The 12,708-nt window shown below is 66.9% G+C and carries 12 protein-coding genes; 3 read left to right on the plus strand and 9 right to left on the minus strand.

Annotated elements, in window-relative coordinates:
* Positions 1-261 precede the first annotated feature (261 nt).
* Positions 262-2,208, plus strand: a complete 1,947-nt coding sequence (locus A9975_RS02420; protein ID WP_183031230.1) for an ATP-binding cassette domain-containing protein — start codon at positions 262-264, stop codon at positions 2,206-2,208.
* 169 nt (positions 2,209-2,377) lie between these two features.
* On the opposite strand, the gene A9975_RS02425 is transcribed toward A9975_RS02420, so the two are convergent.
* From A9975_RS02425 to alr, 5 genes are all read right to left on the minus strand, one after another.
* A complete protein-coding gene (locus A9975_RS02425; RefSeq protein ID WP_183031231.1) occupies positions 2,378-2,863 on the minus strand; it encodes a disulfide bond formation protein B in 486 nt (161 codons plus the stop codon).
* Positions 2,864-2,922: 59 nt separating this feature from the next.
* The gene (locus A9975_RS02430) at positions 2,923-3,576 is read right to left on the minus strand and encodes a GNAT family N-acetyltransferase (RefSeq protein WP_183031232.1); all 654 of its coding nucleotides are present in this window, start codon (positions 3,574-3,576) and stop codon (positions 2,923-2,925) included.
* Between the two features lie 25 nt (positions 3,577-3,601).
* A complete protein-coding gene (locus A9975_RS02435; protein WP_183031233.1) occupies positions 3,602-4,177 on the minus strand; it encodes a hypothetical protein in 576 nt (191 codons plus the stop codon).
* A gap of 87 nt (positions 4,178-4,264) precedes the next feature.
* Complete coding sequence (gene radA, locus A9975_RS02440; RefSeq protein WP_006161974.1) at positions 4,265-5,626, minus strand: DNA repair protein RadA; 1,362 nt, start codon at positions 5,624-5,626, stop codon at positions 4,265-4,267.
* 119 nt (positions 5,627-5,745) lie between these two features.
* Positions 5,746-6,861 (minus strand): alanine racemase, encoded by a 1,116-nt coding sequence (gene alr, locus A9975_RS02445; RefSeq protein WP_183031234.1) that lies wholly within the window; start codon positions 6,859-6,861, stop codon positions 5,746-5,748.
* A 451-nt stretch (positions 6,862-7,312) separates the two neighbouring features.
* Here alr and lplT point away from each other — a divergent pair, with 451 nt between their 5' ends.
* Entirely contained in the window at positions 7,313-8,632 is a 1,320-nt protein-coding gene (gene lplT / locus A9975_RS02450; protein WP_183031235.1) for a lysophospholipid transporter LplT, read from the plus strand.
* Positions 8,633-8,772: 140 nt separating this feature from the next.
* Here lplT and A9975_RS02455 read toward each other — a convergent pair whose 3' ends face one another.
* The 4 genes from A9975_RS02455 to tsaB form a co-directional block, all read right to left on the minus strand.
* Positions 8,773-9,939, minus strand: coding sequence for a DUF1853 family protein (locus tag A9975_RS02455; RefSeq protein WP_183031236.1), 1,167 nt, complete (start codon positions 9,937-9,939; stop codon positions 8,773-8,775).
* Positions 9,914-10,861, minus strand: a complete 948-nt coding sequence (locus A9975_RS02460) for a uracil-DNA glycosylase family protein (RefSeq protein WP_183031237.1) — start codon at positions 10,859-10,861, stop codon at positions 9,914-9,916. Before A9975_RS02460 ends, A9975_RS02455 begins: the two co-directional genes overlap by 26 nt.
* Positions 10,858-11,343, minus strand: coding sequence for a ribosomal protein S18-alanine N-acetyltransferase (rimI, locus tag A9975_RS02465; protein WP_183031346.1), 486 nt, complete (start codon positions 11,341-11,343; stop codon positions 10,858-10,860). Before rimI ends, A9975_RS02460 begins: the two co-directional genes overlap by 4 nt.
* A gap of 101 nt (positions 11,344-11,444) precedes the next feature.
* On the minus strand, positions 11,445-12,212 hold the full coding sequence (gene tsaB, locus A9975_RS02470) for a tRNA (adenosine(37)-N6)-threonylcarbamoyltransferase complex dimerization subunit type 1 TsaB (RefSeq protein WP_183031238.1): 768 nt from the start codon (positions 12,210-12,212) through the stop codon (positions 11,445-11,447).
* 199 nt (positions 12,213-12,411) lie between these two features.
* Between tsaB and A9975_RS02475 the strand changes: the two genes are divergently transcribed.
* Complete coding sequence (locus tag A9975_RS02475) at positions 12,412-12,681, plus strand: acyl-CoA-binding protein (RefSeq protein ID WP_150983548.1); 270 nt, start codon at positions 12,412-12,414, stop codon at positions 12,679-12,681.
* Positions 12,682-12,708: the final 27 nt, after the last annotated feature.

Raw genomic sequence — 12,708 nt, forward strand, 5'->3', positions numbered from 1 at the left:
TCGTCCGGCGCGGATCTATGTAAATAAATTTACACGCAAACCCCATGCCATGAAAATAGAGTTTTACCAGCCCAAGGGTTTTCACCTAGGAACATCGAGAACGAAACCGGCACATACGCCATGCGCCGGGCGTTCCGGGGGCGCCGCCATACGAAGCGGCTACAATGGCGGGTTGCCCCGTGCCATGCCGGGGCAGGTTAGATTTCGAGCTACAAGGGCAACCGCCCCAGACCCGCAGCCTTCTTCAGCCTTTCCCCTCCCGTGATCCGAATCGACCAGCTAGTCCTCCAGCGCGGCACCAAGGTGCTGTTCGACCACACCAGCGTGACGCTGAACCCCGGCGAGCGCGTCGGCCTTGTCGGTGCGAATGGCAGCGGCAAGTCGACCCTGTTCGCCATGCTGCGCGGCGAATTGCAGGCGGACGGCGGCGACGTGGCCATCCCGCCGCAGTGGCGTACGGCCCACGTGGCGCAGGAAACCCCCGCGGTAATGCGCAGTGCGGTGGAATACACGATCGACGGCGATACCCGGCTGCGCGACATCGAAGCGCGCATCGCCGCGGCCCAGGCCAGCGGCGATGGCAGCGCCGAAGGCGAAGCCCACGGCGCCTTTGCCGATGCCGACGGCTACACCGCGCCGGCACGCGCGGAGGCACTGCTGCTGGGGCTGGGCTTTACGCTGGCGCAGGTGTCGCAGCCGGTGGCCTCGTTCTCCGGCGGCTGGCGCATGCGGCTGAACCTGGCGCAGGCGCTGATGTGCCCGTCCGACCTGCTGCTGCTCGATGAGCCCACCAATCACCTGGACCTGGACGCCATCGTCTGGCTGGAAGACTGGCTGGCGCGCTATCCGGGCACCCTGGTGATGATTTCCCACGATCGCGAATTCCTCGATGCGATCTGCAATGTCACCGTGCACATCGAGAACCAGCAGTTGCGCCGCTACGGCGGCAACTACAGCCAGTTCGAGACGCTGCGCCTGCAGCAGATGGCCTTGCAGCAGTCCGCCTACTCGCGCCAGCAGAAGGAAATCGCTCACCTCGAATCCTTCATCACCCGCTTCAAGGCCAAGGCCACCAAGGCACGCCAGGCGCAGAGCCGGGTCAAGGCACTGGAGAAGATGGAACGGCTGGCGCCGGTGCATATCGCCGCGGGCTTTGCGTTCGAGTTCCGCGAGCCGGATTCGGCGCCCAACCCGATGATGGTGCTCGAAGGCGTGGACTGCGGCTATCCCGCTCCCACCCCGGACGCGCCGCCCGTGACCATCCTGCACAATCTCACTCTGTCGATCCAGACCGGCCAGCGCATCGGCCTGCTGGGCGCCAACGGCCAGGGCAAGTCAACCCTGGTCAAGACACTGGCCGCCTCGCAGCAAGCGCTGGCCGGCACGCTGCGCCAGGGCAAGGGCCTGCAGATCGGCTACTTTGCCCAGCACCAGCTGGAAACGCTGCGCGATCACGAGTCGCCGCTGCAGCACTTGGCCCGGCTCGCGCCGGACACCCGCGAGCAGGAACTGCGCGACTTTCTCGGCAGCTTCAACTTCCGCGGCGAAATGGCCACGGCGTCGATCGAGCCGTTCTCCGGCGGCGAGAAGGCACGCCTGGCGCTGTCGCTGATCGTCTGGCAAAAGCCCAACCTGTTGCTGCTGGATGAGCCGACCAACCACCTGGACCTCGACACCCGCGAGGCCCTCACCATGGCGCTGGCGCAGTTCGAAGGCACGCTGATCGTGGTCTCCCACGACCGGCACCTGCTGCGCGCCACCACCGATCAGTTCCTGCTGGTGGCCGACGGCACCATCCAGCCCTTCGACGGCGACCTGGACGACTACCGCGACTGGCTGCTCAAGCAAGCCGCGGCCAAGCGCAACGCGGCCACCGCAGCGCACGCACAGGAAGACGGCGAAGCGCCAGCCGCCTCCACCGCCAACCGCCGCGACCAGCGCCGCGCCGAGGCCGATGAGCGCCAGCGCCTGACGCAATTGCGCAAGCCGCTGGCCAAGGAGCTCGAAAAGGTGGAAAAGCGCATGGCCGTGTTGCAGCAGGCCAAGAGCGAGATCGACACGTTCATGGCCGACGAAGCCAGCTATGCGGAGGCCAACAAGGCAAAGCTGCTGGAGATGCTCAAGCGCCAGGGCGAGGTCGGCGGCGAGCTGGACACGCTGGAAGAGCGCTGGCTGGAGCTGCAGGAGCAGATCGAGCTGATCGTTTGATCGTTTGATCGTTTGATCGTTTGATCGTTTGATCGTTTGATCGTTTGATCGTTTGATCGTTTGATCGTTTGATCGTTTGATCGTTTGATCGTTTGATTGTGCGAGGGGTGCCGGGGGCGCCAGCCCCCGGGATGCGCGCGCTGGCAGCCGCCGCTGCGCGCCAGGCAGATCAGCGGTAGTTCTTCTCGCGCCGGATCATGCCGACCGCCAGCGTGGCGGTCAGGATGAACAGCCAGATCAGCGACCACGCCGGGATCGACAGGCCGAAGATCGGGGGCAGCGGCGTGGTGCACATGCCATCCGAGTAGAACACCTGCGGCAGGATCTTGGCCGTGGGCAGCTGGTTGACCCAGTTCTCCAGCGGATCGATGCCGCAGCTGGCCTTGGGGTTGAGCAGCAGCGACACGTGATAGCCCGCCACCGCGATGCCGGCCACGCCGGACAACATGCCCAGGCCCTGCCACAGGCTGCGCGTGTTCTGCGCAATGGCGGCCAGCAGCGAGAACAGGCCGATGCCGACGAAGGCAAAGCGCTGCATCACGCAAAGCGGGCAAGGCTGGTAGCCCTCCACATGCTGCAGGTAGAGGGCATAGCCGACCAGGCCGAACGAAATCGCGGCGATCAGCAAAAAGAAACTACGGGAATTGGCTTGCATGGCTCACTAGCAGAAAAGGGCCGGGCGACATGCGCCGGCGCGCAATACGAGGCACATTATTACCGATTTTGCGGACCGTGCCCGCCCAATCCGTTGCGATGGGCAAGGCGCTGCTTGCGGCGGATTGACGCATGCCAGCGCGCCAACGGCAAGCGGTAGAGCCAATGCTTGCGCAACGGGCTGTCCGGCGCGACCGCCGGGTGCTCGAAGGCGCCATCCGCCACCATGCCCAGCCGCTCCATCACGGCCCGTGAACGGACGTTGGGCAGCGCGGTGAACGAGACGATTTCCGCCAGCGCCAGTTGCTCGAAGCCAAAGCGCAGCGCGGCCTGCGCCGCCTCCGAGGCATAGCCCTGCCCCCAGTACGCTTGCGCCAGGCGCCAGCCGATTTCCACACAGGGCGAAAACGGCAATGCAGCGGCAGGCTCGTGCAGGCCGACAAAGCCGATGAACGCGCCATCGGCCTTGCGCTCGACCGCCCAAAAGCCCCAGCCCCGCTGCGCGATCAGCGCCTGGCAGCGCAGCGCCAGGGTGTCGCTGGCCGCGCGCTCCAGCGGCGCAGGGAAACACGCCATCACCACAGGATCGGCATTGAGCGCGGCAAAGGGTGCGAAATCCGCCTCGCGCCACTGGCGCAGGCGCAGCCGCGCGGTATCCAGCACAACCGGCTCATGGCCAGCCGCGCCTGGCGGCGAAGGGCGTTGATCGGGCATGGTGTCAGCTTCTCCTGGGCCAGTGTCAGCGCGCAGCGGCGCCCTGCTCCGCCCGGCTGCGCTCGTAGGCTTTGAGCGCCCGCGCATCCGCGTGGCTGACAAGCTCGCAGATCAGCAGCGTCTTGCCAGGCAGTGCGGCGCTTTCGCGCGCCACGACGGAAACGGTGCCGAGATCGGGCAGGGGCTGCTGAGCGGCCGGCAGAGCGCGGGCAAACCCCTTGGTGGCGGTGCCCAGCAACGTCGATGGCTCCTGCTTGAGCTGGTAGCGCGCGGCCAGCGCTTCGGCCTGCAGGCCTTGCACCAGCACACCCGCCGACGTACCGGCAAATACCACTTCATCACTTTGGAAACCGTCCCGCCCGATGGGCTGCGGCAGCTTGTAGATGGCCGCGCCCAGCCTGGAGAGATCCGGCTTGGCAAGCTTCTCGGCAGCCTCGTAAAGCGCGGTGGCGGATTTCGTAGTGTAGGGCGGCTTGCACAGCGCTGCGTCAAAGAACGCCTTGCTGGCATCGGCCGCGGCGGCGGACACCGAGAGCAGCGTGGCGCCGCAGCCGATCGCGGCTAGCAGGCCGGCGTGGCGGTGGACGTTGAAAGTGCGCATGGATGGACTCCGATTAAAAAGTGCTCCGGAATATACCCAAGGTTGCAGGAAAAAGGGGCAGGAATGGGCAGGAATGGGCCGAAAGCCTCACTCCATATGCCGAACCCGGTCGATCGCCTGCTCCAGCCGCTCCACCGCGATCACTTCCAGGCCCTCGATCTTCTGCTTGGGCGCATTGGCCTTGGGGATCACCGCGATCGAGAAGCCCAGCTTGGCCGCCTCGCGCAAGCGGTCCTGCCCACGCGGGCTGGGCCGGATCTCACCGGCCAGGCCGATTTCTCCAAACACCACCAGGCCACGCGGCAGCGGCTTGTTGCGCATGGACGAGTGAATGGCCAGCAGCACCGCCAGGTCGGCCGCCGGCTCGGTGATCTTGACCCCGCCCACGGCGTTGAGGAAGACGTCCTGGTCAAAGCAGGCAATGCCGGCATGGCGGTGCAGCACCGCCAGCAGCATGGCCAGCCGGTTCTGCTCCAGACCCACCGCCAGGCGCCGCGGGTTCGGCACGTTAGCCGTGTCGACCAGCGCCTGCACCTCCACCAGCAGCGGCCGCGTGCCCTCCTGCGTCACCAGCACGCAGGAGCCGGGCACCACCTGCTCATGCTGCGACAGGAACAGCGCGGACGGGTTGCTGACCCCACGCAGGCCGCGCTCGGTCATGGCGAACACGCCGAGCTCGTTGACCGCGCCAAAACGGTTCTTGAAAGCACGGATCAGGCGGTGCGAGGAATGCGTATCGCCCTCGAAATACAGCACGGTATCGACGATGTGCTCCAGCACGCGCGGGCCCGCCAGGCTGCCGTCCTTGGTCACGTGGCCGACCAGGATGATGGTGGTGCCGGTGCTCTTGGCAATCCGGGTCAGCTGGGCCGCGCACTCGCGCACCTGGGCGACCGAACCTGGCGCCGAGGTCAGCGCATCCGAGAACAAGGTCTGGATCGAATCGATCACCGCGACCTCGGGCTTTTCCACCTCCAGCGTGGCCTGGATCTTCTCGAGCTGGATCTCGGCCAGCAGCGCCAGGTGCGGGCTGTCCACGCCCAGGCGCTGCGCCCGCAGTGCGATCTGCGCGCCGGACTCCTCGCCACTGACGTACAGCACGCGGCGCTGCGCGGACAGGTTGGCCAGGGCTTGCAGCAGCAAGGTGGACTTGCCGATGCCGGGATCGCCGCCGATCAGCACCACCCCGCCCGACACCAGGCCACCGCCGAGCACGCGGTCGAACTCCTCGATGCCGCTGGAAAAGCGCGGCACGTCGGCGGCGTCGATCTCGGACAGGCGCTGCACCATGGCCGAGGCCGCCAGCGGCTGGAAGCGCTTGGTCGAAGGGGTTTCCGCCACGCTCTCCACCAGCGTGTTCCATTGCTGGCACTGCGGGCACTGGCCTTGCCAGCGCGGCGAGGTGCCGCCGCACTCGGTGCAGGTATAGACGTTCTTGGGCTTGGCCAACTGAGGTCCTAGGGGATGCTGAAGGGGATGCTGAAAAGGAAGCGCAAGGCAATGGCGGGGCTCGGGATCGGTCGCCCGGGCCGGGACGAACGCCCCGGCCCCCTGCCCTGGATGGCCGCTCAGGCCGGCGCAGGCTGCTCCGGCGCGGTCAGGGTCGCCACGGTGACGGGCACCCGGGGCGCCAGCGCGCACATCAGTTCGTAGCCCACGGTGCCGCTGGCCACGGCGACGTCGTCGATCGGCAAGCCCTGGCCCCACAGGGTCACGGCGCTGCCCACCTTGGCCCTCGGGCAAGGCGTCAGGTCGACGCAGATCATGTCCATGGAGACCCGGCCCACCAGATGGGTGCGCACGCCATCGACCAGCACCGGCGCCGGCTTGTCGCCCCAGCCTGCCGCGTGGCGCGGATAGCCGTCGGCATAGCCGCAGGCCACCACGCCGATGCGCATCGGCCGCTCGGCCGTGAACAGCGAGCCATAGCCGACGGTATCGCCCGGCTGCAGGTCCTGCACCGAAATCAGTTCGCTATGCAGCGACATGGCCGGCTGCAGCCCGAAGCTGGCTACATCGGCCGCGACGCCCGTGGGCGAGGCACCGTACAGCACCACGCCGGGACGGACCCAGGCGCGATGGGCCTGGGGATGCCACAGCGTGGCAGCCGAGTTGGACAAGCTAGCCTCGCCCGGCAGGTTGGCGGTGGTGGCGTCGAAGACTTCCAGCTGGTGCGCGACGCCGCGCGCGCTGTCGGCGTCCGAGAAATGGGTCATGTGCACAATGCTGCCTACGCATGACAGGGTCCGTGCACGCTCCCAGGCTGTGCGGTACTGATCCGGGCGGAAGCCCAGCCGGTTCATGCCGGTGTTGAGCTTGAGCTGGATGCCAAGCGGTCCCTTGGGACGCGCTACTTCCAGCATGCGCAGTTGCTCTTCGCAATGCACCGCGGTGGTGAGACGGTACTGCTCCAGCAAGGGCACGTCCTGCGGCTGGAAGAAACCCTCTAGCAGCAGGATCGGGCCTTGCCAGCCCAGCTCGCGCAGCAGCACGGCTTCGTTCAGGTCGAGCAGGCCGAAGCCATCGGCGGCGCGCAGGCCGGCGAATGCCCGGCGGATGCCGTGGCCATAGGCGTTGGCCTTGATCACGGCCCAGACGCGCGACTGGGGTGCGCAACGGCGCACTACGTCCAGGTTGTTGGCCAGGGCCGGTTGGTGAATGACGGCGTGAATGGGTCTTGGCATGAGATCGCTTCTAGTGCTATTTACTGCCTTCCAGTGGCTTGCGGCGCGGCGGATTGGCGGGGATCCTGGCTGTCGGCTGGATCACTTCCGCCGCGCGGATGCACCATATCAGGGAAGACCCGGTACGCGCAGCGCGTCGCACGGACGTTATTTGAACACATTAGGGCAAACATTTAGGGAATCGCTGCGCGCTTGCGCTGTCCAACCGGCGGCCCGTGGAAGCTCGGAATCGCCTTATTTTCGTGTTATAAAGCCGGACGTTCCGGCCATGTTTTAAAAGTGATGCAATATGTCGAACACGGTCAGGCAAGCTGCGCAGCGATCCCACGGCTGGCCCGGGCATCACTTTGACAACGACACGGGCCCAGGTTCCCTACAGGCAACAACAGCACCCAGCGGCGTGCTGCTGCCTGACATGTACGGTGATAGCGATGGAGATAGAGTCCAAAGTATGAAGAAGGGTTTTTATACCATCATGGCCGCGCAGTTCTTCTCCTCGCTGGCCGACAATGCGCTCCTCATCGCCGCTATCGCCCTTCTGACCGAGCTGCACTCCCCGCAGTGGATGACACCGCTGCTCAAGTTGTTCTTCGTGCTGTCCTACGTCGTGCTGGCTGCCTTCGTGGGCGCCTTCGCCGACTCGATGCCCAAGGGCAAGGTGATGTTCATCACCAACACCATCAAGATAGCGGGGTGCGCCATCATGATGTTCGGGTTGCACCCGCTGCTGGCCTACGGCATCGTCGGGTTCGGCGCGGCGGCGTACTCGCCCGCCAAGTACGGCATCCTTACCGAGCTGCTGCCGCCCGAGAGACTGGTCGCCGCCAATGGCTGGATCGAAGGCCTGACGGTGTGCTCGATCATCCTGGGCACCGTGGTCGGCGGGGCACTGATCTCGGTGCACATCTCGCAACTTCTGCTCGGCATCGACGTTCCCTACGTCAACACGGGCATCAACACCCCGGCCGAGGCGGCCATGGTGGTGATCATGCTGTTCTATGTGATCGCAGCCGTATTCAACCTGTTCATCCCCGAGACGGGCGCCCGCTACCCACAGCAGGAAAAGAACCCGATCAAGCTGATCGCCGAGTTCGCTGATTGCTTTACCGCCCTGTGGCGCGACAAGCTCGGCCAGATCTCGCTGGCCGTGACCACGCTGTTCTGGGGAGCCGGCGCCACCCTGCAGTTCATCGTGCTGAAATGGGCGGAAAAATCGCTCGGACTGAACCTGTCGCAAGGCGCCCTGCTGCAAGCGGTGGTGGCGGTGGGCGTGGCGGTGGGCGCGATCATGGCGGCCATGCGCATCCCCTTGCGCAAGTCGCTGTCGGTGCTGCCGTTTGGCGTGGCGATGGGCGTGGTGGTGATGCTGATGGCCTTCTACACCAAGAACAGCCTGCCGGAGATTTCGCTGGACGTGCTCGGCATGCACATGCCGCTGTACATGGCGATCGCCTACGTCTTCCTGATGCTGGTGGGTGGCATGTCAGGGTACTTCGTGGTGCCGATGAACGCGCTGCTGCAACACCGCGGGCACGTCCTGCTGTCGGCCGGCCATTCGATCGCCGTGCAGAACTTCAACGAGAACGTCTCGGTGCTGCTGATGCTGTGCCTGTACGCGCTGCTGATCAAGCTCAATGTGCCGATCGGCATTGTCATCGTGGCCTTCGGCATCTTCGTGTGCGCCACCATGCTGCTGGTGATGCGCCAGCACCGCTACAACGTGCGCAACTTCAATTCGCTCGCCATGATCGGCGAGGACAAGCACCACTAAGAAGCTGTTTCAAAATGAAGCGAAGCGGTTCTGGCTAGGCGCGCGGCCGCAGACAGTACAAGTGGATCGGCCAAGGTCGCGCAACGACGCCAGAATCTTTTTGAAACGGCCTCTAAGCGTCGCTTGCGCCGCGGGCCGGTTCAGCCCACCGGCCTGGCGATGCGCTCGCGCGCCCGCTCCTCCCATCCCGGCGGCACCACAAAGCCGCGGGTACGCTCGCGCCACACGCCGGGCTGCCCTGCCGGCTCTACCTCGCACAGCATCACCGGCGCTTCCCGGCGCCAGTTCTTCTCGTGATGCGTCTCCGCAAAACGCAGCGCCAGTGCCTCATGAATCGCCTCGGCGGTTTCCGTGTGCGCTTGCGGCACCCTGGCCGGCGCCATCCAAGCCGAGCGCGGCAGCCGGTACCAGCGCGAGCCTTCGCGCTTGACAGCCCAGGCCAGCCAGTCCGGCAAGGTGGACCACCATCCATGCAGGTGATCCGGCGCTATGCCCAGGCTGTCGATGGACTGTGGCACCACGCCGTCCCGGTAGAACAGCCAGCCGAGCAGGTAGACCTCGCTGCGGTCGACAGGGCGGCCCAGCAGCGCGAGGGCCTCGGGGGTGCGTGACAGCGGCAGTTGCCTGCGCACAATATGATCCAGCTTGTCGCCCAGGCGGTCCACCAGGTTGGGGCCGACGAAGCAATGGCGGTCCAGCATGGCAGCGCCGGGCCCGCCGCCGCGCGGCGCGCCGTGCGTCGCAGGCTCGACCAGCAGGTAGAACTTGGCCGCCATCTCCCAGTGCACGATGGCGCCGCTGGCCACGTCGCGCCAGACAAAATCGAGCTCGCCCAGCGTTTGCACGCCATGTGCGCCGGCACGGCGCACCGGCAGGTTCGCCGCCAGCAGCTCCAGCCCCTCGGCGTGTTCCAGCGTGAATTGCAGCAGGCGCTCCGCATGCCGGCCCAGCCGCAGGCTGGGCGCGGGCGACGGGCCGCGCACGCGTTGCTGCTCCAGGCCCGCGGCAAGTTCGGCAATGGTGGGGGGCAGCGCGGCGGGGTCGGCAGCGAGCAGCCAACGCTGCCAGGCGGCCAGCGCCCCTTCCGGCCAGCGCGCGAGCGCCGCAGGCAAATGCCCGGGGGCGTTGCCATTGATGGTGGCGTTGCCTGCATCGTCTGTCGGCAGGAATGCCAGCAGCGGAGGCGACAGCGAACACCAGGCGAGCTCGCGCAGGCGCTGCGAGACGGCATGGCGCCAGAGCGGCGCCATCTCGATGGCGCCGCCGGGGCTTAGCACGAACTCAGGCCTTGGCTCCCGCACGGGCATGTACCTCGCGGGCCAGGCACAGGTCCTCCCAGGCACGCGCCTTGTCAGACAAGGTGCGCAACAGGTAGGCCGGGTGGTAGGTCACCACCACCGGAATGCCTTCGTAGCTATGGACGGTGCCACGCAGCTTGCCGATCGGCGTGGTGGTGCGCAGCAGGGACTGGGCGGCAAAGCGCCCCAGCACCACGATCAGCTTGGGCTGGATCAGCGCGATCTGCCGGCGCAGGTAAGGCTCGCACTGGGCGACCTCCCCCGGCTCGGGATTGCGGTTGCCGGGCGGGCGGCACTTCAGCACGTTGGCGATAAACACGTTGCGCCCGCGCGCCAGGCCGACTGCCGCCAGCATATTGTCCAGCAGCTTGCCCGCCTGGCCCACGAAGGGCTCGCCTTGCAGGTCCTCGTTTTCGCCAGGGGCTTCGCCGACCAGCATCCATTCGGCCTGGCGGTCGCCCACGCCGAACACGGTCTGGGTGCGGCCATTGCACAGCTGGCAATCGGTGCAGCCGGAGACCCGCTGCTCAAGCGCGGCCCAGTCCAGGCGCGCAATCACGGCTTCGCGCGTGCCGGTATCTGCCAGCGCCACCGCAGGCTCTGGCGGCATGCGCGCGACGGCGGCTTCGGCCGTGGCCGGCACTCCCGCTTCCATATCGGATTGTGCCGACCATGCGGAAGGCGCTGCTTCGGTCTGCGCTTCGGGCTGGGCTTCGTCCACGCCAGCGTCGGCAACGGCGGCGAGCGTCACTGCGGCCTGGGCCGCTTCGCGCAAGGCCGCGCCGTCGTTGACGACGGGATCTTCGGCGCTTGGGCCGGCGAGCCCAGCCATGGCCGATGGCTCGACCGCCTCCGGCAGGGCTGGCGCGCGGCGCAGCACCCATTCATCGGCAATGCCGAGCACTTCGAGGAACCTGGCGCGGCGGCTCATGGCATGGCCTCCGTGGGTGCCCATGCGCGGCGCAGCACTAGCGCATCCTCGCGCGTCTGGCCGGCTGCGGGGTAATAGCCCTTGCGCCGGCCGATCTCGGCAAAGCCCGCCTGACGGTACAGCTCGATGGCGCCCACATTGGAGGGACGCACTTCGAGCAGCATGGTGTGCAGATGATGCGCGTGCGAGGTAGCCATGGCAGCGGCCAGCAGCAGCCGGCCAAGGCCGCCGCGCTGACGCGCCGGGTCCACGGTGATATTGAGCAGGTGCATCTCGTCGACAACCGGCATCAGCACCGTATAGGCGACCAGCACGCCCCCGTTATCCCGCAAGGTCAGGCCGATGTGCCCGGCCTTGACGGAATTCTCGAAATTGGCACGGGTCCATGGGTGGGTGTAGGCCCGGGCTTCGATCTGCGCCACGGCTTCCACATCCAGCGCCGTCATGCGGCCAATGCTCCAGCCCGCCGGCGCGCTTGGCATCACCGGCACCTCGGGCCATGCATCGCCAGTGCCGCACGCTGCATGCGCGCCCTGGCCGGGATTGGCCGAGCCGGTTTCCGGTGGCGGGTTGCGCTCCACGCTCACGGCTGGTCTCCCGCCGCCAGCGCCGGGCGCTGCGCCGCCACGGCCTGGCGCTCGGCGATGGTCTGGGCCACCTTGTCGCGCAGATAGATCGGCATGGCATCGGACGGCGCAACGGTTTCATTGCGGGCCAGCGCGCGCAAGGCAATCGAAACCAGGGCCGGCGCGGCGGGCAAGGCCTCGGGCACGCTGTGCAGCGCCAGCGCCGTGGCCTTGAGCCGCTCGCCAAACACGGCAGCGGCACTGCCCGCGAGCCAGAACGACCCGGCGGGCAGGCTGACGGCCTCCGGCGCGCACACCTGCATGTCGGTCGCCGCCTGCCACGCCTGCGCGGCGCCGTCCCAGCGGAACGCGCCTGCGTAGGCTTCGTCCATGCGGGCGTCCAGCGCTACCAGCACGGATACGTCGGGCGGCAGCGCCGGCATCCCTTCCCCGCCCAGGCGCACGCGTTCGGCGCAAACCATCAGCGAATTGACGGGAATCACAGGCAAATCGGCGCCAAAGGCCAGGCCCTGGGCCACGCCGCAGGCGGTGCGCAGGCCCGTGAAGGAGCCCGGCCCGGCGCCGAAGGCGATGGCGGCACAGTCCGACAGGGCAATACCGGCTTCGGCCAGCAACTCGCCAGCGGCCGGCAGCACGCGCGAAGACGAGCGCGGGCCGGTGTGTTCATGACGAACCAGGCACTCCAGGGCGCCGCCATCGGCAATGCGCCCGAGCGCGACGGAACACCACTCGGTGGAGGTTTCAACTGCAAGAATCCAGGACATGGCGAGATTGTATCCGCAGCAGGCTCGAAAGCTGAACTAGCGTGCGGTGCGCACGCCGCGCCCGGGGCGTGCAGGACTGAAGCGTTCTTCGGTTTCTTTCGGCTCAAACGCGCGGTGGCGGGCGCTATCATCGCGGCTACCGGGTTTTTCCCGAACACCGAACCCAGAACACATCCCCCTATCCAGCCAGGAGAACCCCATGAGCGACCTGCAGGCACGTTTTGCCCAAGCCCAGATCGACGTCAAGCAACTGACCGAGCGCCCCAGCAACATGACCCTGCTGCGTCTCTACGCGCTGTTCAAGCAAGGCAGCGAGGGCGACGCCCATGGCGACAAGCCGGGCATGACCGATTTCGTCGGCCGCTACAAATTCGAAGCCTGGGAAACGCTCAAGGGCACCGCCCAGGAAGACGCGCAGGAAAAGTACATCGCGCTGGTGGAAGAGCTGCGCAGCGGCGCCACCGCCTGAAGCCATAGGGGTTAGCCGGCTATCAGC

Source organism: Cupriavidus sp. UME77, assembly GCF_014170355.1.
Lineage (GTDB): Bacteria > Pseudomonadota > Gammaproteobacteria > Burkholderiales > Burkholderiaceae > Cupriavidus > Cupriavidus basilensis.